Annotated in this window: 16 protein-coding genes; 11 read left to right on the top strand and 5 right to left on the bottom strand. The window is 64.0% G+C overall.

The window, feature by feature from the left end:
* The first annotated feature begins 18 nt into the window (after nt 1–18).
* The 7 genes from ppc (at nt 19) to ABOC32_RS26425 (ending at nt 7,163) form a co-directional block, all read left to right on the top strand.
* Nucleotides 19–2,646, top strand: coding sequence for a phosphoenolpyruvate carboxylase (gene ppc, locus ABOC32_RS26455; protein ID WP_426809452.1), 2,628 nt, complete (start codon nt 19–21; stop codon nt 2,644–2,646).
* Between the two features lie 257 nt (nt 2,647–2,903).
* Nucleotides 2,904–3,554 carry an adenylate kinase gene (gene adk, locus ABOC32_RS26450; protein ID WP_012270800.1) on the top strand — a complete coding sequence of 217 codons (651 nt, stop codon included), beginning with the start codon at nt 2,904–2,906 and terminating at the stop codon, nt 3,552–3,554.
* 90 nt (nt 3,555–3,644) lie between these two features.
* Entirely contained in the window at nt 3,645–4,319 is a 675-nt protein-coding gene (tsaB, locus tag ABOC32_RS26445) for a tRNA (adenosine(37)-N6)-threonylcarbamoyltransferase complex dimerization subunit type 1 TsaB (RefSeq protein ID WP_426809451.1), read from the top strand.
* A gap of 131 nt (nt 4,320–4,450) precedes the next feature.
* On the top strand, nt 4,451–4,741 hold the full coding sequence (locus tag ABOC32_RS26440) for a hypothetical protein (RefSeq protein WP_426809450.1): 291 nt from the start codon (nt 4,451–4,453) through the stop codon (nt 4,739–4,741).
* Nucleotides 4,742–4,744: 3 nt separating this feature from the next.
* Nucleotides 4,745–5,614 (top strand): DUF72 domain-containing protein, encoded by an 870-nt coding sequence (locus ABOC32_RS26435; protein WP_426809449.1) that lies wholly within the window; start codon nt 4,745–4,747, stop codon nt 5,612–5,614.
* A gap of 29 nt (nt 5,615–5,643) precedes the next feature.
* Nucleotides 5,644–6,474 (top strand): isocitrate lyase/PEP mutase family protein, encoded by an 831-nt coding sequence (locus ABOC32_RS26430; RefSeq protein ID WP_426809448.1) that lies wholly within the window; start codon nt 5,644–5,646, stop codon nt 6,472–6,474.
* Nucleotides 6,474–7,163 carry an extensin family protein gene (locus tag ABOC32_RS26425; RefSeq protein WP_426809447.1) on the top strand — a complete coding sequence of 230 codons (690 nt, stop codon included), beginning with the start codon at nt 6,474–6,476 and terminating at the stop codon, nt 7,161–7,163. The genes ABOC32_RS26430 and ABOC32_RS26425 overlap by 1 nt, the downstream gene beginning before the upstream one ends.
* 2 nt (nt 7,164–7,165) lie before the next feature.
* Here the strand turns inward: ABOC32_RS26425 and ABOC32_RS26420 are convergent, their stop codons facing one another.
* On the bottom strand, nt 7,166–7,786 hold the full coding sequence (locus ABOC32_RS26420; RefSeq protein ID WP_426809446.1) for an energy transducer TonB: 621 nt from the start codon (nt 7,784–7,786) through the stop codon (nt 7,166–7,168).
* 103 nt (nt 7,787–7,889) lie between these two features.
* Between ABOC32_RS26420 and ABOC32_RS26415 the strand changes: the two genes are divergently transcribed.
* Nucleotides 7,890–8,666: a class I SAM-dependent methyltransferase gene (locus tag ABOC32_RS26415; RefSeq protein WP_426809445.1), complete on the top strand. Its 777-nt coding sequence runs from the start codon at nt 7,890–7,892 to the stop codon at nt 8,664–8,666.
* Here the strand turns inward: ABOC32_RS26415 and ABOC32_RS26410 are convergent.
* Together ABOC32_RS26410 and ABOC32_RS26405 are read right to left on the bottom strand one after the other, a co-directional pair.
* Nucleotides 8,663–9,562 carry an RHS repeat-associated core domain-containing protein gene (locus tag ABOC32_RS26410; protein WP_426809444.1) on the bottom strand — a complete coding sequence of 300 codons (900 nt, stop codon included), beginning with the start codon at nt 9,560–9,562 and terminating at the stop codon, nt 8,663–8,665. The two genes, ABOC32_RS26415 and ABOC32_RS26410, sit on opposite strands and share 4 nt — an antisense overlap.
* A 264-nt stretch (nt 9,563–9,826) precedes the next feature.
* The gene (locus ABOC32_RS26405; protein ID WP_426809443.1) at nt 9,827–10,468 is read right to left on the bottom strand and encodes a TetR/AcrR family transcriptional regulator; all 642 of its coding nucleotides are present in this window, start codon (nt 10,466–10,468) and stop codon (nt 9,827–9,829) included.
* A 240-nt stretch (nt 10,469–10,708) separates the two neighbouring features.
* Here ABOC32_RS26405 and ABOC32_RS26400 point away from each other — a divergent pair, with 240 nt between their 5' ends.
* On the top strand, nt 10,709–12,097 hold the full coding sequence (locus ABOC32_RS26400; RefSeq protein WP_426809442.1) for an LLM class flavin-dependent oxidoreductase: 1,389 nt from the start codon (nt 10,709–10,711) through the stop codon (nt 12,095–12,097).
* A gap of 164 nt (nt 12,098–12,261) precedes the next feature.
* Here ABOC32_RS26400 and ABOC32_RS26395 read toward each other — a convergent pair whose 3' ends face one another.
* Complete coding sequence (locus tag ABOC32_RS26395; RefSeq protein ID WP_426809441.1) at nt 12,262–13,503, bottom strand: acyl-CoA dehydrogenase family protein; 1,242 nt, start codon at nt 13,501–13,503, stop codon at nt 12,262–12,264.
* A gap of 282 nt (nt 13,504–13,785) precedes the next feature.
* Between ABOC32_RS26395 and ABOC32_RS26390 the strand changes: the two genes are divergently transcribed.
* Both ABOC32_RS26390 and ABOC32_RS26385 read left to right on the top strand, forming a co-directional pair.
* Nucleotides 13,786–14,886: an efflux RND transporter periplasmic adaptor subunit gene (locus ABOC32_RS26390; RefSeq protein WP_426809440.1), complete on the top strand. Its 1,101-nt coding sequence runs from the start codon at nt 13,786–13,788 to the stop codon at nt 14,884–14,886.
* Between the two features lie 6 nt (nt 14,887–14,892).
* Entirely contained in the window at nt 14,893–17,958 is a 3,066-nt protein-coding gene (locus tag ABOC32_RS26385) for an efflux RND transporter permease subunit (RefSeq protein ID WP_426809439.1), read from the top strand.
* A gap of 122 nt (nt 17,959–18,080) precedes the next feature.
* On the opposite strand, the gene ABOC32_RS26380 is transcribed toward ABOC32_RS26385, so the two are convergent.
* On the bottom strand, nt 18,081–18,770 hold the full coding sequence (locus tag ABOC32_RS26380; RefSeq protein ID WP_234227319.1) for a DUF4197 domain-containing protein: 690 nt from the start codon (nt 18,768–18,770) through the stop codon (nt 18,081–18,083).
* Nucleotides 18,771–18,785: the final 15 nt, after the last annotated feature.

Here is an 18,785-nt window from a genome sequence, read left to right as displayed (position 1 = left end):
GCGCCAAAGAGAGGGCCAATGACCGATATCGATGTGCGTTTGCGTGAAGATGTCCATGTGTTGGGTGAGCTGCTCGGCGAAACCATTCGCCAGCAGCATGGCGATGCGTTCTTGCAGAAAATCGAAGACATCCGCCACAGCGCCAAGGCCGACCGCCGTGGCCCCGGCGAGCAACTGACCTCGACCCTGGCCGACCTTGGCGAAGAAGACCTGCTGCCCGTGGCCAGGGCCTTCAACCAGTTCCTCAACCTGGCCAACATGGCCGAGCAGTACCAGTTGATCCGCCGCCGCGACGCCGGCCAGCCCGAACCCTTCGAGGCCCGTGTGCTGCCCGAGCTGCTGGCGCGCCTGAAGCAGGCCGGGCACAGCAACGATGCCCTGGCCCGGCAGCTGGCCAAGCTCGACATCCAGTTGGTGCTCACCGCGCACCCCACCGAGGTGGCCCGGCGCACCTTGATCCAGAAGTACGACGCCATCGCCGGCCAGTTGGCTGCCCAGGACCACCGCGACCTGACCCCGGACGAACGCCAGCAGGTGCGTGAACGCCTGCGCCGGCTGATTGCCGAGGCCTGGCACACCGAAGAAATCCGCCGCACCCGGCCGACCCCGGTAGACGAAGCCAAGTGGGGCTTCGCGGTGATCGAGCACTCGCTGTGGCACGCCATCCCCAGCCACCTGCGCAAGGTCGACAAGGCCCTGCTGGAAGCCACCGGCCTGCGCCTGCCGCTGGAAGCCGCGCCAATCCGCTTTGCCTCGTGGATGGGTGGTGACCGTGACGGCAACCCCAATGTGACTGCCGCCGTTACCCGGGAAGTGTTGTTGCTGGCGCGCTGGATGGCCGCCGACCTGTTCCTGCGCGACATCGACGCACTCGCGGCGGAACTGTCCATGCAGCAGGCCAGCGATGCCTTGCGCGAGCGGGTCGGCGACAGTGCCGAACCCTACCGCGCCGTGCTCAAGCAACTGCGCGACCGCCTGCGGGCAACGCGTGCCTGGGCCCATACGGCCTTGACCGGCAGCCAGCCGGCCAGCGCCGAAGTGTTGGTGGACAACCGCGACCTGATCGCGCCGCTGGAGCTGTGCTACCAGTCGCTGCACGAATGCGGCATGGGCGTGATCGCCGAAGGCCCGTTGCTCGACTGCCTGCGCCGCGCCGTCACCTTCGGCCTTTTCCTCGGCCGTCTGGACGTTCGCCAGGACGCTGCCCGCCACCGTGACGCGCTGACCGAAATCACCGATTACCTGGGCCTGGGCCGCTATGCCGACTGGGATGAAGATCGCCGCATCGAATTCCTTCAGGCCGAGCTGAAAAACCGCCGGCCGCTGTTGCCCGCGCACTTCAGGCCGCAGGCCGATACCGCCGAAGTGCTGGCCACCTGCCGGGAAGTGGCCGCCGCGCCGGCTGCCTCGCTGGGGTCCTATGTCATTTCCATGGCCGGTGCCGCTTCGGATGTGCTGGCGGTGCAATTGCTGCTCAAGGAAGCCGGGCTAACCCGCCCCATGCGCGTAGTGCCACTGTTCGAAACCCTCGCCGACCTGGACAACGCCGGCCCGGTGATGCAGCGCCTGCTCGGCCTGCCGGGCTACCGTGCCGGGCTGCGCGGCCCGCAGGAAGTGATGATTGGCTACTCCGACTCGGCCAAGGACGCCGGCACCACGGCAGCGGCCTGGGCGCAGTACCGGGCCCAGGAAAACCTGGTGCGCATCTGTGCCGAGCACCAGGTCGAACTGCTGCTGTTCCACGGCCGGGGCGGTACCGTAGGCCGCGGCGGTGGCCCGGCCCACGCGGCGATCCTGTCGCAGCCACCGGGTTCGGTGGCGGGGCGTTTCCGCACCACCGAACAAGGCGAGATGATCCGGTTCAAGTTCGGTTTGCCGGGCATCGCCGAGCAAAACCTGAACCTGTACCTGGCCGCTGTGCTCGAAGCGACGCTGTTGCCACCACCGCCCCCGCAACCGGCCTGGCGCGAGGTGATGGACCAGTTGGCTGCCGATGGCGTCAAGGCTTACCGCAGCGTAGTGCGCGACAACCCCGACTTTGTCGAGTACTTCCGCCAGTCGACGCCAGAACAGGAGCTGGGGCGCCTGCCGCTGGGCAGCCGCCCGGCCAAGCGCCGCGCAGGGGGGATCGAAAGCCTGCGGGCCATCCCGTGGATCTTCGGCTGGACCCAGACCCGGCTGATGCTGCCGGCCTGGCTGGGCTGGGAAACCGCGCTGAGCAACGCCTTGGCCCGTGGCCAGGGTGAGTTGCTGGCGCAGATGCGCGAGCAGTGGCCGTTCTTCCGCACCCGCATCGACATGCTGGAAATGGTGCTGGCCAAGGCCGATGCGCAAATTGCCGAGGCCTACGACGAACGTCTGGTGCAACCGGACTTGCTTCCTTTAGGTGCACACCTGCGCGACCTATTGTCGCAGTCTTGCCAGGTGGTGCTGGGCTTGACCGGGCAGCCGGTGCTACTGGCACACAGCCCCGAGACGCTGGAATTCATCAGCCTGCGCAACACCTACCTGGACCCGCTGCACCGCCTGCAGGCCGAGTTGCTGGCCCGCTCGCGCAGCCGCGAAGCCGCTCTGGACAGCCCGTTGGAGCAGGCCTTGCTGGTGACCGTGGCGGGTATTGCCGCCGGGTTGCGCAATACCGGCTGAGGGTAGGGCCAGGTTGGCCCGCGTGAATGCCGTGCAGGCCATGCACGGCTAAGGGTAGGGTGGTTGCGCCGGGCGCAACCACCTGCCCGGTCGGCCACAAGTGGCGCATTCCTGCAACTTTGGGACGCTTGTATGGCTGCCGGGCGCTGTGTATCTTGAGCAGCCTTCTGACCGTTTTATGGTCATACCCGATTTTCCGGACTTGGCCCTGGTTGCCGAATCCATTGAATTTCATAAAAAAATTTGAGGAGCACAAGATGCGCGTAATTCTGCTGGGAGCTCCCGGGGCCGGTAAAGGTACTCAGGCAAAGTTCATCACCGAAAAGTTCGGTATTCCACAGATCTCCACCGGTGACATGCTGCGTGCCGCCGTCAAGGCCGGTACCCCACTGGGCCTGGAACTGAAGAAAGTCATGGATGCCGGTCAGCTGGTCTCCGACGAGCTGATCATCAGCCTGGTCAAGGAGCGCATCGCCCAGCCTGATTGCGCCAACGGCTGCCTGTTCGACGGCTTCCCACGCACCATCCCGCAAGCCGAAGCCATGGTTGCTGCCGGTGTCGACATCGACGCCGTGGTCGAAATCGCCGTGGACGACGAAGAAATCGTCGGCCGCATGGCTGGCCGCCGCGTGCACCTGGCCTCGGGCCGCACCTACCACATTCAGTACAACCCGCCGAAAGTGGAAGGCAAGGACGACGTCACTGGCGAAGACCTGATCCAGCGCGACGACGACAAGGAAGAAACCGTTCGTCATCGCCTGTCGGTCTACCACACCCAGACCAAACCGCTGGTGGACTTCTACCAGAAGCTGTCGGCCGCCAATGCCGGCAAGCCGAAGTACAGCCACATCGAAGGTGTCGGTTCGGTCGACGCCATCACTGCCAAGGTCCTGGCAGCCCTGAGCTGATCAGCGCCTGACGCATATCGACAACGGCCCGCTTGCGGGCCGTTGTCGTTTATACTGGCGCTCTTTTCCCTGCACCTGGATACCCGTTCGATGACCACCCTGCTGGCCCTGGATACCGCCACCGAAGCCTGTTCCGTCGCGCTGCTGCATGACGGCAAGGTAACCAGCCATTACGAGGTGATCCCACGTCAGCACGCGCAGAAGCTGCTGCCGATGATCAAGCAGTTGCTGGCCGAATCCGGCGTTTCGCTGAATGCACTGGATGCCATCGCATTCGGCCGTGGCCCGGGCGCCTTCACTGGCGTGCGCATTGCCATTGGTGTGGTCCAGGGCCTGGCCTTCGCGCTGGAGCGCCCGGTGCTGCCGGTGTCCAACCTGGCCGCGCTGGCCCAGGGCGCCTTGCGCGAGCAGGGCGTGCAGCAGGTGGCGGCTGCCATCGATGCGCGCATGGATGAAGTGTACTGGGGCTGCTACCAGGCCACGGCGGGCGAAATGCGCCTGGTCGGCCGCGAAGCGGTGTTGCCGCCCGAGCAGGTAGCGCTGCCGGCAGACAGCCATGGCGAGTGGTTCGGTGCCGGTACCGGATGGGGCTATGCCGAGCGCCTGGCGGTGCAGGTGGCGGCCAGCAACCCTGGCGCCTTGCCCAATGCGCTGGACGTTCTCAGCCTGGCCAGTTTCGCCTGGGCGCGTGGCGAGGCAATCGTCGCCGAGCAGGCGCAACCGGTCTACCTGCGCGATAATGTAGCTACGCCCAAGAAGCACTGAGTGCTGTTCGTCGGTTATCGCCGATCACTCTAAAACCTTTTGCGCGATCTGTGGTCCAGTTATCACTCAAGCATTAGCGACGGAACCCTGATGCTGTTAAATTGCTATCATTGGTCCTGAGTGCTCATGCCATGCGTATCGACGGTTTCTCATCGCAGTCCTATCCGGTCAAGCGCACCCCGCGCAAGGCAGCGGCGCGTGACGAGGCCATCGATGATGCCGAGCTGATCGAAGACAGCCAGCCAGCACCCATGGAAGCCACCGCCCGCCGTCGCAGCGGTGGCCTGCCAGCCCGCCAGCAAGACATGATCTTCCCCCGCGCCCGTGACCGGCGCACCGCCACCGCACTGGCCAGCTACCTGAGCACCGCCGGTTTCACCGACTGGGACATGGAAGTACTGGGGCTCGACCTGTACATTTAGTGGATGAGTTCATCACCACTGCCTTATTTTCTCGGTTGCCCGTCCTGGAGCGAAAACGCCTGGCGCGACTACCTCTATCCCGCCGACGCAAACAGCAATCAAATGCTTGGCCTCTACAGCCAGGTGTTCAACGCCGTCGAGGGTAACACCACTTTCTACGCACGCCCCGCCCCCGGCACCATTGCCCGTTGGGCACAGGTGATGCCCGAGCACTTTCGCTTTACCGCCAAGTTTCCCCGGGACATCAGCCACGAGGGGGACCTGCGTGATCAGCTTGAGCCTGCCTTCGATTTCACCCGCCTGATGGCCCCGTTGGGCCAGCGCGTTTCGCCGTACTGGCTGCAGTTGCCGGCCCAGTTCGGCCCGGCACGCCTGGGCGAGCTTTGCCACTTCCTCGACGAGATCGGCCTGCCGGTGGCCGTGGAAGTGCGCAACCAGGCCTTCTTCGCCAAGGGCGAGGAAGAACGCCTGCTCAACCGCCTGCTGCACGAACGCGGTGTGGAGCGCATCTGCCTCGACCCGCGTGCGCTGTTCAGTTGCACCTCGCGCGACCCTGCCGTGCTGCATGCGCAGTCAAAGAAGCCCAAGGTGCCGCCACGCCCCGCGGCCTTCAGCCAGCACCCACAGGTGCGTTTTATCGGCCACCCGGAACTGGAAGCCAACGAAACCTTCCTGGCCCCCTGGGTAGACAAGGTCGCTGGCTGGATCGAGGAGGGCCGCAGCCCCTACATCTTCCTGCACACCTCGGACAACCGGCTGGCAGCGGCGTTGGCTCAACGCTTTCACCAGCGCCTGATGGCACGCCTGCCGGGCCTTGCATCTTTGCCTGAATTGCCGCGCGCGCCCGAGGTCGAACAACTGGGGCTACTCTGACCCTTTTCCTGACTGCCGGAGGTTGATCCATGGATGTGCAAACCCTGCGAGCCGAAGCCTTCAAGGCGTTACACGAGCGCGACAGCGCGTTCGTCATCCCCAACCCGTGGGATGCCGGCTCCGCCAAGCTGCTGGCCAGCCTGGGCTTCGAAGCGTTGGCGACCACCAGCGCCGGCCTGGCCTTCAGCCTGGGCCGCCCGGATGCCGAAGGCGCCTTGAGCCTGGACGATACCCTTGATAACGCTGGCGAGATCGTCGATGCCACGGCCTTGCCCGTGGCTGCGGACCTTGAGAACGGCTTTGGCGACCTGCCAGAGGACTGCGCCAGGACCATTTTGCGTGCCGCCGAGGCTGGCCTGGTCGGCGGCTCCATCGAAGATGCCAGTGGCCGAATTGATGCGCCCATCTATGACTTCGGGTTGGCGGTGGAACGTGTTCGGGCCGCCGTGCAGGCTGCCCGTAGCCTGCCATTCCCGTTCACCCTGTGCGCCAGGGCAGAAAACCTGCTGCACGGGCGCATGGACCTGGATGACACCATCCTGCGCCTGCAAGCCTTTGCCGAGGCCGGCGCCGATGTGCTTTACGCACCCGGCCTGCGCACCGTGGAGGAAGTCCGTGCGGTGGTACAGGCGGTCGCCCCGCGGCCGGTGAATGTACTGATGGGCATGGCGGGGGTGTCGTTGAGCGTGAACCAGTTGCAGGACCTGGGCGTACGCCGTATCAGCGTCGGCTCGTCGCTGGCCCGTGCCGCGCTGGGGGCCTTCCACCGCGCTGCGCTGGAAATACGCGATGAGGGCACGTTCAGCTACGGTGAGCAGGCACTGCCGTTCGCCCAGCTCAACGACCTGTTCCGCCGCTGATGCGGGCAGTGCTGGCGCTGCTGGCCGGCCTGCTGGTACTGGCCGGGCTGGCGTGGCAGTTCGGTTGGCGGCTGCCTGCCGTGTGGAACCCCTGGGCGCCGCTGGACGTACGCCAGCCGCCCAACCTGCTGACGCCGTACAAGCTTTCACGTCTGCGCGATGACCCGGCCTTGTGCCGGCAGGCGCTGGAAGCCAGTCAGTTGCGCTACCGGGCGCAAGCCGACAGCCCGGCTTCGGCCAACTGCCCGCTGCAAAACGTATGGCGCATCGAGGGCGGGCAGGCGCGGCTCAGCAGCAGCTTCCTGGCCAGTTGCCCGCTGGCGGTGGCCTACGCGCTGTTCGAGAACCACGGCTTGCAGCCGCTCGCGCAGCGTGTGCTGGGTCAAGCGGTGACCCAGGTCGATCACCTGGGCAGCTTTGCCTGCCGCAATGTCTACCACCGCAAGCAAGGTCGCCTGAGCCAGCACGCTACGGCCAATGCGCTGGATATCAGCGGTTTTCGCCTGCAGGACGGCCAGCGCATCGTGCTGGCGCGTGACTGGCAGGCGGGGGGGCAGAAGGCAGAATTCTTGCGCCAGGTGCAGCAAGCGGCTTGCGAGAGCTTCAGCACGGTACTGGGGCCGGACTACAATGCCGCGCACCACAATCACTTCCACCTGGACATGGGGCGTTGGCAGATCTGCCGTTAGCCTCAGGCGTGAACGCGCACGTTGTTCAGCACCACCGGGCGGGCCCAGTGGATGTCGAATTCCAGGTCGTTTTGCTGTTTGGCCAGGGTGGCGTCGTCGAACGGTTCCGGTGCCGGGTCCAGCAGGTTGGTCTCGAACTCGGCAATGGGCAGGAACAACGACCGCGGGGCAGGGCCCGGGCCGGGCTCGGCAATCGGATGGCCCTGGCTCATCACCACCGGGCGCATCCAGCTGTTGCTGGTGTCGAGCTGGCGCTGTTGCTCGATCAGCTCCATGGCACTGAACGGCTCGGGCGCAGGCGGCAGCAGGTTGGCTTCAAGCTCTGCCTTGGGCAGGAACAGCGGCTCGGGCGGTGCTACCTCGGTGTCCTGCACCGGGCAGGCGCGCTGGGCGTCGATCAGGGCCAGCGCACGGGCGCCGCCGATGGGTTCGCCGCTGTCCTGGTCGTACTGCACGAACGACTGGCTGACGCTGTCTACGGGCTCTTCCTGCTGCTCGGCCATGGCCCGGGCAAAGAAATCCTGCCACAGGTGGCTGACGCCCCCGAGTGCCTGGGTGTTGTGCTGACTGTAGTTGCCGACAGGCGACAAATAGGTCAAGCCGATAGGAAGAGTATCTGACATGGCAGTCGCGCGCGTTGTGCTCTGGCAGAATAGCGGGATATTGCCTGTATCGGCCGTGGCTGCTGATTCATTAAGGCTTGGTTTGATTTTTTAGGTGTGGACGATGGAAGAGCAAGGCACGGGTATCAGGGTCGAGGCGATGTCGGCTGAGTATGCGGAGCAGGCCAAGGTGTGGGCTGAACGCCTAGGCCTGCCGCTACAGGACGAGAGCGCCGGGTTCGCCGTGCAGGTGGGCGCCGAGGGTTTGCAGATCCAGCAGTTGGGGCCGCAGGCACCGGGGCCGGTGCGGGTGGACTTCGTCGACGGCCAGGCCGCGCACCGGCGCCAGTTTGGTGGTGGCAACGGGCAGATGATCGCCAAGGCCGTGGGCATTGCCCAAGGCGTGCGACCTCAAGTGCTGGATGCTACGGCAGGCCTTGGCAAAGACGCATTCGTGTTGGCCAGCCTGGGTTGCCAGATGACCCTGATCGAACGCCAGCCGCTGATTGCCGCGTTGCTGGAGGATGGCCTGGCGCGGGCGCGGTCGGATGACGAGGTGGGCCCGATCGTCGGGCGCATGCGACTGCTGACCGGCAACGCCATCGAGCGCATGCGCGCCTGGGAAGGCGAGGCACCACAGGTGATCTACCTCGACCCGATGTTCCCGCACCGCGACAAGAGCGCCCTGGTGAAAAAGGAAATGCGCGTGTTCCGGCCCTTGGTGGGTGACGACCTGGATGCCCCGGCCCTGCTCGAAGCTGCCCTGGCGCTGGCCAGCCATCGGGTGGTGGTGAAGCGCCCGCGCAAGGCGCCGATCATCGACGGACCGAAGCCGGGCCATAGCCTGGAAGGCAAGTCGAGCCGGTATGACATTTACCCGAAGAAGGCGTTGAAGGCCTAACCCTGACGCAGGCGTCTCAGACGTTCTAGCAGCTCTTGGTGTACCAAATCTTCCGGAATGGAAGGGTCAAGGGTTGAAGGGCTGTTAAGTATTTGTTCAGCGCGTTTACTGGTAGGACCAGCATGGACTGGAATGTGTCCATGCAGTTCTCGCGTAAGGTGGGTAGTGTCAAAATTAAAACGCCTGTTTTTGTCCACGGACAAAAGACCCAGTATTGTGTGTTGCTGATTAATCTTGTTTATTTCTTGGAATGCATTTTCTGTTGTATGGAGAAGGTCATTTGTAAGTCCGCGGTCTAGCTTGCTCTCAGCTCGGCGTTGGCGTTTATTGATAGAATTTGACAGCGCATTGTATTCATTTCTAGATAGGCTAGGGCTCGATTCATCCAGGCGTGGAGCCAGTTTTTTGTACGAATAGCCCTGATTAAACCGTTTAAACAGCTTTGCGAAAAATCTGCCGCTGGGGTCCACTCTGTTGATGGGATCGTTGCCGCAATATGTATAGGTGTTAAGGCCACCGCTTCCGAATGGCGAAAAACTGTCCGCGCTGTGAAAGCGCATCAGTCCTGGATTGAACAGGCGGTGGCCATTACCCAGCAAGTAGCCGATGGCGGCGGGTAACCAACTCTGGCCTGTGAATCGAGATAACAAGGGATTGTCAGGCGGGCTACTGTCATTGCCGTAGGGGCCGTAGTTAATGGTCGTCTGGCTTTCTGAGACAATATTGACGGTTGACGATTGTGCGTCTGTAGCCAAGAGGCTCGCTTGCGAAGGTAGGCTTGTCGTTTCGCATAAGTTCTGGTTATTGGCGCTGAGCACTGTCTGGTGAGCAGTGCCTGTATACAAAGTCGAAAGCTTATTGCCTTTGTAAAAAATCTTTAGGGTTCGCGCTTTCATGGGGTGTGTGCTCATAGGCGTAGACGATACGAGCTTGCTGAAGAATTGCAGGGTTGACTACTGGCACTAATGCTAGGTAGTCATGGGCGTGTTGGTTAAACAGGCTCTGGCTGATTGGCGAGCGTGGTCCGCGCAGGAGCGGCCTTGTGTCGCGAAAGGGCTGCAAGGCAGCCCCGTGATTCCCGCGTTGTCGCGCGTATTGCTGGGGCCGGTCTACGGCCCTTTCGCGACACAAGGCCGCTCCCACAAAGGCCCGTTTACGCCTCAGGGTTTGAATGCCCGCAAGAACACCCCCACCACCTCCCGTACATGCGCCTCGGCCTCATCCCCCTCCAGCGGCGCTGCGCACCCCAGCAATAACCGGTAATCCGGTGCCCCCTTGACCAGGCAGAAGAAGTGCTCCGCCGCCCGCAGCGGGTTGTCGATGTGCAGCAGCCCGCGCTCATGGGCCCCACGCAGCAGCGCTTCCATTCCGGCCAGCACGCGCTTGGGCCCGGCTTCGTAGAAGTATTCGCCAAAGCTTGGGTCCAGGCTGCCCTGGGCCATGATCAGGCGGCTGAGCTTGACCGCTTCGTCGCTGCTGATCAGTGCCTGGAAGCCACGGGCAATGGTCAGCAGCACCTCGTCCACCGGTGCCCCTTCCGGGTACTCGAACAGTAGGTCGGGCAGCTGGACCTGGCAGGTGGCCATGACTGCCGAACAGAACAGGGTCTGCTTGTCGGTGAAGTGGCTGTACACGGTGAGTTTTGAAACACCTGCCGCCGCAGCGACCGCATCCATGCTGGTGTTGGCGTAACCAAGGCTGAGGAACAGGGCCTTGGCCGCTTCGAGAATCGCCTCGCGCTTGACCAGGTCCTTTGGCCGGCCTGGGCCGATGGGTGCGTCGTTGGGCATTGTGGTCTGCATCTGGTTTAAGAATCACCATCTTAACGGGTCGGGCGCGATCCGGCTAAAACCCGGTCACATTGCCTGCTGTCTGCCAGTGGACAGTTGATCGACAGTGATGTCGTCGCTCAGGCATCAGTGCTGTTTTTTAATCTATATAAACTGCTGATTTATAACGATTATCTTGTTGGCATGAATCGTGTTGATAAAGCTTCAAGGGCACCTGAAAAGGGTGCCGAGCCTATCGAACAGGAATTCCCCATGCCACGTGAAATTCGTTTGAACGCCTTCGAGATGAACTGTGTCGGCCACCAGTCACCCGGCCTGTGGCGGCACCCCAAGGACCGCGGCTGGCAGTACAAGGATTTGGACTACTGGACCGACCTGGCCAAGCTGCTGGAGCGCGGCAAGTTCGACGGCATCTTCATTGCCGACGTGATCGGCATCTACGATGTGCTGGGTGGCAATGGCGATGCAGCCATCCGCCAGGCGGCCCAGGTGCCGGTGAACGACCCACTGGCAGTGATCACACCCATGGCGCTGGTCACCGAGCACCTCGGTTTCGGCCTGACTGCTTCGCTGACATTCGAGCACCCGTACCCGTTCGCTCGCCGCCTGTCGACCCTGGACCACCTGACCAAGGGCCGCATCGGCTGGAACATCGTCACCTCCTACCTCGACAGCGGTGCGCGCAACCTGGGGCAGAAGGCGCTGAGCGACCATGACGCCCGTTACGACTATGCCGACGAGTACCTGGAGGTGCTGTACAAGCTGTTCGAGGGCAGCTGGGAAGACGGCGCGGTGGTGCGCGACCGCGAAACCGGGCTGTTCACCGACCCACGCAAAGTCCACGAGATCCGCCATCACGGCAAACACTTCCAGGTCCCGGGTATTCACCTGTGCGAACCTTCGCCGCAACGCACCCCCGTGCTTTACCAGGCAGGGGCGTCCAGCCGCGGCAAGAACTTTGCCGCCGGCCATGCCGAATGCGTGTTCGTCGCGGCGCCGTCCAAGGTCATCCTGAAAAAGACCGTGGCCGACATTCGCCGCCGCGCCGCCGAGGCCGGGCGCGACCCGCGCAAGGTGCTGATCTTCAACATGCAGACGGTGATCGTCGACGAAACCGACGCCAAGGCCCAGGCCAAATGGCAGGAGTTGAAAAGCTACGCCAGCTACGAAGGCGCCCTGGCGCTGATTTCTGGCTGGACCGGCATCGATTTCAGCGAGTACCAGCCCGACCAGGTGCTGGAGCATATCCACACCAACGCCATCCAGTCGGCCGTGGAAGCGTTTTCCACCGCCGACCCGAACAAGCGCTGGACCGTGCAGGAACTGGCCGACTGGGTCGGCATCGGCGGCTTCGGCCCGCTGATCGTCGGCAGTGCGCAAACCGTGGCGGACGAACTGCAGGCCTGGGTTGAAGAAACCGATGTCGACGGCTTCAACCTGACCTATGCCCTGGCCCACGAAACCTTCCGCGACGTGGTCGAGCTGCTGGTACCCGAGTTACAGCAACGCGGCGCCTACAAGACCGAATACCGCCCCGGCACCCTGCGCGAGAAGCTGTTCGGCGACGGCCCACGGCTGCCGGCCAGCCACCCGGCAGCGGGTTATCGCGACCTCAGCCGCCACGCCAACCAGGCGGGCTAGCGCGGTCCCTGTAGGAGCAGCCTTGTGCTGCGAAGAGGCCATTGCAGCCGAAGATGATCTTTAGCCCTACCGGCCTCTTCGCAGCACAAGGCTGCTCCTACAGGGTGATGCGGTAGCTTGAGTGATGGTGCAAGACAGTTGGTCCCATAGAGGAGAGCCGTCTCTTAGGGTTGCTTGGCACCCCCACCAATCTGCCACACGTACGGCGGCTCGGCCCCGTTCACATGCCAGTCGCCGACAATACGCTCCTTGTAGATGACCGGGTTGTGCGAGGCCGCCGTGCGGGCATTGCGCCAGTGGCGGTCGAGCTGGCGGCTGGTGCTGGTGGTAGAGGCACCCAGGGCATTGAACAGGTCGCTGGTGGCGCGCAGCACCAGGTCTATGGCCGCCACCTGGGCCTGGGCCGACTCCAGTTCGGCAAGCACATTGGCCTGCTGTTCAGCGGCCGGGTCATTGGCAAAGCGTGCCAGGTAAGCCTGTTGGCTGGCCTCGGCGGCGCGCAGTGTCGCCGCTTCTGCGGCATACACCTGGCCCGAGGCCTTGCCGATCACTTGCAGCACCTGTGGGTCCTGGCTGACGGCGGCGCCGTTGCCATGGCTGAACACCCGGGTGCGCGTGCGGGTCTCGTGGCTGAAGTCGCGCACGGCGGCACGCCCGGAGCCAGTGATCACCGCCAACAGCACCAGTTGGTAGAACGCGGTCTGGTATTTGAAACGGGTGCCAAAGTCGATGATGTTCTCTTCCTCGACCACGGCGTTTTCGAACACCGAGGTACCGCTGCCGGTGGTGCGCTGCCCGAAGCCGTCCCAATCGTCGCTCTGGCGGACGCCGGGCTGGCGGGTGCGAATGGCCGCGATCACGTCGGCGCCGGTGTCGTCGCGGCGGGCGAACAGGTCGATCCAGTCGGAGAACAGGCTGCCGGTGCTGTAGTACTTGGTGCCGTTGACCACCCACTGCTCGCCTTGGCGCGACACGCGCGTGATGACATCGCCAATCTTCACCGCGCCGATTTCGGTCCAGGCGCAGCCCACCAGGTCACCGGCGGCAAAACGCTGGAACCACACATCCTGTGGCGCACTGGCGTGGGCGTTGAGGCGGTCTTCGACGAAGGCGAAATGGCCGCGCAGGGCCTGGGGCACATTGGAGTCGGCTGCGGCCAGCTCGATCAGCAGCTGGAACAACTGCGGCAACGACGCGCCGCCGCCACCATGCTCGACCGGTACCCGCACGGCGCCAAAGCCGGCCTCTTTCAGCCACTGGATGGGTTCATGGGGCAGGGTGCGGTTGCGCTCGCGTTCCACGCTGCTTTCGGCAATGCGGCTGAAGATGGGCCTGAAACGTGCGGCGAGCGTGGCGTAATCGGTGCCGTTGGCGGGGGCGGGCAGGTGCTGTTCGAGGGCAGTCATCGGAATACTCCAGGTACATGAAGGAGGGGGATCTACCGGTGATTGCACAGGTCGTGCCGGGCGCTGGAAGGCCCACGGAGCGGGGTTTGCGCCATTTATTGCGGTGTTCGGGCTGTGGCGATACGGAGCAAGTTGTTGATTGGCTGTGGGCTGGGCAACAGCGGCTGACCGTTGTAAAACCGCCAGGATTTCTTTGTAACGCTGGCTTCCCGGCACCGGTGGCCTGATTTAATATACTTGCCAGTATAAATATTCGAAGCGCCCTCCGCGAAAGGATTCATCATGTTGCGCCATGCCTTGTCCATCGCTCTGTCCGCCGTTGCCGCGTTGTTACTGACGGCATGCGGTCAGGAAGCCACCCCGCCTGCCGCACCGCGCCCGGCGCTGGTGGTGCAGCCGCAGCCGGCCGAAGCCGCTGCCGACAGTTACCCCGGCGAAGTGCGTGCGCGCTTCGAGCCGGACCTTGCCTTCCGCATTGGCGGCAAGGTCACCAAGCGCTTGGTTGAGGAAGGGCAGCGGGTGAAGGCCGACCAGCCGCTGGCCGAGCTGGATCCGCAGGATGTGCGCCTGCAACTGGAAGCCAACCGCGCCCAGATGGCGGCTGCAGAGGCCAACCTGGCGCTGGTGCGCGCCGAGCGTGACCGCTACCAGAAGCTGCTGGACCGGCAGATGGTGAGCCATTCCCAGTTCGACAATGCCGAAAACCTCTACCGCGCCGGCCTTGCCCGCCTGAAACAGGCCAAGGCCGAGTTCGATGTGGCGGGCAACCAGGCCGAATATGCCGTGCTGCGCGCGCCGCAGGCGGGGGTGGTTGCCAAGCGCCAGGTCGAAGTGGGCCAGGTGGTTGCCGCCGGGCAAACCGTGTTCACCCTGGCCGCCGATGGCGAGCGCGAAGTGATGATCGGCCTGCCGGAGCAGCAGTTCGCCCGTTTTGCCGTGGGCCAACCGGTGAGCGTGGAGCTTTGGTCGCACCCGCAAGAGCGCTTCCAGGGGCGCATCCGCGAATTGTCGCCAGCCGCCGACCCACGCTCACGTACCTACGCTGCGCGTATCGCCTTTACCTCGACCGCCACGCCGGCGGAGCTGGGCCAGAGTGCCCGGGTGTTCATCGCTCACGAGGGGCTGATCCCGTTGGCAGTGCCGCTGTCAGCGGTTACGGCGGAAAACGGCCAGGCCTATGTGTGGCGGGTCAACAAGGACAGCCGCCTGGAGCGGGCCGTGGTGCGCCTGGGGGCGTACGGCAGCGACAGTGTGCCAGTGCTCGAGGGCCTTGCCCCCGGCGACTGGGTGGTTGCCGCCGGTGGCCATGTACTGCGTGAGGGCCAGGAGGTACGCCCTGTGGACCGCAGCAACCGTGTAGTGAAGCTGACGGCCAAGGAGTAAGTCCCGATGGGTTTCAACCTTTCTGCCTGGGCGCTGCGCAACCGCCAGATCGTCCTGTTCCTGATGATCCTGCTGGCGGCCATTGGCGCCATGTCCTACACCAAGCTCGGCCAGAGCGAGGACCCGCCCTTCACCTTCAAGGCCATGGTCATTCGTACCCTGTGGCCGGGCGCCAGCGCCGAGGAAGTGTCGCGCCAGGTCACCGAGCGTATCGAGAAGAAACTGATGGAAACCGGCGAGTATGAGAAGATTGTCTCGTTCTCGCGCCCCGGTGAATCGCAGGTCACCTTCATGGCCCGCGACTCGCTGCATTCCAAGGACATCCCCGAGCTGTGGTACCAGATCCGCAAGAAGGTCGCGGACATTCGCCACACCCTTCCACCGGAGATCCAGGGCCCGTTCTTCAACGACGAGTTCGGCACCACCTTCGGCAATATTTATGCGCTGACCGGTAAGGGCTTCGACTACGCGGTGCTCAAGGACTACGCCGACCGCATCCAGATCCAGCTGCAGCGGGTCAAGGATGTGGGCAAGGTCGAGCTGGTCGGCTTGCAGGACGAAAAAATCTGGATCGAGCTGTCCAACCTCAAGCTGGCCACCCTCGGCGTACCCCTGGAGGCTGTGCAGAAGGCCCTGCAGGAGCAGAACGCGGTGAGCACCGCCGGCTTCTTCGAAACACCCAGCGAACGCCTGCAATTGCGGGTGAGCGGGCGCTTCGACAGTGTTGAGCAGATTCGCCAGTTCCCCATCCGTGTAGGTGACCGCACCTTCCGCATCGGCGATGTGGCCGAAGTGCACCGTGGCTTCAACGACCCACCCGCGCCGCGCATGCGCTTCATGGGCGAGGATGCCATTGGCCTGGCCGTGTCGATGAAGGACGGCGGCGACATCCTGGTACTGGGCAAGGCCCTGGAAGGCGAGTTCGAGCGTGTGGCGCGCAACCTGCCGGCCGGCATGGAGCTGCGCAAGGTCTCGGACCAGCCGGCAGCGGTCAAGGCGGGGGTTGGCGAGTTTGTCCAGGTGCTGGTCGAGGCACTGGTCATCGTGCTGCTGGTGAGCTTCTTCTCGTTGGGCCTGCGCACCGGCCTGGTGGTGGCGCTGGCCATCCCGCTGGTACTGGCCATGACCTTCGCCGCCATGCACTACTTCGGCATCGGCCTGCACAAGATTTCCCTAGGCGCCCTGGTGCTGGCGCTGGGGCTGCTGGTGGACGACGCGATCATTGCCGTGGAAATGATGGCGATCAAGATGGAGCAGGGCTACGACCGGCTCAAGGCGGCCAGCTATGCCTGGAGCAGCACGGCCTTCCCGATGCTTACCGGTACCCTGATCACCGCGGCGGGCTTCTTGCCCATCGCCACCGCGGCTTCCAGCACCGGCGAATACACCCGCTCGATCTTCCAGGTGGTGACCATCGCCCTGTTGACCTCATGGGTGGCGGCCGTGGTGTTCGTGCCCTACCTGGGCGAGCGCCTGCTGCCAGACCTGGCCAAGCTGCACGCTGCCCGCCATGGCAAGGACGGCCACGCGCCAGACCCTTACGCCACGCCGTTCTACCAGCGTGTGCGACGTGTGGTGGAGTGGTGCGTGCGGCGGCGCAAGACGGTGATCCTGCTGACCATTGCGGCCTTTGTCGGCAGCATCCTGCTGTTCCGCTTCGTGCCCCAGCAGTTCTTCCCGGCTTCCGGGCGCCCAGAGCTGATGGTTGACCTGAAGCTGGCCGAAGGTGCTTCGCTGGCCAATACCGCCGAACGGGTCAAGCAGTTGGAGGCATTGCTCAAGCAGCAGGACGGCATCGAAAACTACGTGGCCTATGTGGGCACCGGTTCGCCTCGCTTCTATCTGCCGCTGGACCAGCAACTGCCGGCCGCCAGCTTTGCCCAGTTCGTGGTGCTGGCCAAGTCGATGGAGGACCGCGAGCGCCTGCGCAGCTGGCTGATCAGCACCGTGGACCAGCAATTCCCCGACCTGCGAGCCCGGGTCACACGCCTGGAAAACGGCCCACCCGTGGGCTACCCGGTGCAGTTCCGGGTCACCGGCGAGCATATCGAGAAGGCGCGTGCGCTGGCCCGGGAAGTGGCCGACAAGGTGCGCGAGAACCCGCATGTGGTGAACGTACACCTGGACTGGGAAGAACCCAGCAAGGCAGTGTTCCTCGAAATCGACCAGGACCGCGCCCGCGCCCTGGGCGTGAGCACCGCGCACTTGTCCAGCTTCCTGCAAAGCTCGTTGACCGGTACCACGGTCAGCCAGTACCGCGAGGACAACGAGCTGATCGAGATCCTGCTGCGTGGCACTCAAAAGGAACGCGGCGAACTGGGCAACCTCGGTAGCCTGGCATTGCCCACCGACAACGGCCAGAGCGTGGCGCTGTCGCAGGTAGCGACCCTGGAGTACGGCTTCGAGGAAGGCATCATCTGGCACCGCAACCGCCTGCCGACGGTGACCGTACGCGCCGATATCTACGACAAGGAGCAACCTGCCACGCTGGTGAAGCAGATCGAGCCGACCCTGCAGGCGATACGCGCCAAGCTGCCAGATGGCTACCTGCTGGAAGTGGGCGGTACGGTTGAAGACTCCGAGCGTGGGCAGAAGTCGGTGAACGCCGGCATGCCGCTGTTCGTGGTGGTGGTGCTGAGCCTGCTGATGATCCAGCTGCGCAGCTTCTCGCGCACGGTAATGGTGTTCCTCACCGCACCGCTGGGGCTGATTGGCGTGACCCTGTTCCTGCTGGTGTTCCGCCAGCCGTTCGGCTTTGTCGCCATGCTGGGCACCATTGCCCTGGCGGGGATGATCATGCGCAACTCGGTGATCCTGGTGGACCAGATCGAGCAGGACATTGCGGCGGGGATGGAGCGTTGGCAGGCGATCATCGAAGCCACGGTGCGGCGCTTCCGGCCGATCGTGCTGACCGCGCTGGCGGCGGTACTGGCGATGATCCCGTTGTCACGCAGTGTGTTCTACGGGCCGATGGCGGTGGCGATCATGGGTGGGTTGATCGTGGCCACGGCGTTGACCCTGTTGTTCCTGCCGGCGTTGTATGCGGCGTGGTTCAGGGTGAAGAAAACCTGACGGAGGTCACCGTCCTGTAGGAGCAGCCTTGTGCTGCGAAGAGGCCGGGACAGCAAGATGAATTTTCATTTGCTGCACCGGCCTCTTCGCAGCACAAGGCTGCTCCTACAAGCAGTTGTGGATCAGAGGGCGCCGAACACCTTCTTGGCCAGGCTGGTAGCGGCCTGGGCCGGGTTCTGGCGAATGCTCTGCTCCTGCTTGCCAATCATCTCGAACAGGCCGTCCAGCGCCTTCTCGGTCACGTAGTTCTCGATGCTGGCGCTCTTGGCGTCGACCACGCCCAGTGCCACGGCCTGCCCGGCAAAGTTGTTGTACTGCTGGGCCAGGCCAACCTTGTCGGTAGCCTGCTTGACGATCGGCAGGAACTTGGCGCGGATCTGCTCGCGGCTGCTCTTGTTCAGGTACTGGGTGGCCGAGTCGTCACCGCCGCTGAGGATGCCCTTGGCATCGGTCACGCTCATGTTCTTCACGGCATCCACCAGAATCGCCTGGGCCTGCGGCACGGCGGCTTCGGCGGCCTTGTTCATGCTGGCTTCCAGGGCATCGACCTGCGCACCTTTGCCGAACATCTTCATGGCCTTGGCTGCCTTGCCCAGGTTGCCCGGCAATTCGATGCGCACGTCGGGGTTGTTGCTGAAGCCACCCGGGGTGCTCAACTGCTTGACGGCCAGCTGCGCGCCTTGGGTCAGGGTATCTTTCAGGCCGCCAGTGGCGTCTTTCTGGCTCAGGTCGCCCAGCGACAGGGCCAGGGCGCTGGCCGACAGCAGCAGGCCGGCGCACAGGGTAGTGAAGCGCAGGGAAGTGCGGATCATGAAGCTTTCCTTGTA

Origin of the sequence: Pseudomonas sp. WOUb67 (assembly GCF_050058005.1) — a bacterium.
Classification (GTDB): Bacteria; Pseudomonadota; Gammaproteobacteria; order Pseudomonadales; family Pseudomonadaceae; genus Aquipseudomonas; species Aquipseudomonas putida_R.
Note: the sequence above shows the minus strand (reverse complement) of the source record. Positions and strands in the feature narration are given on the sequence as shown.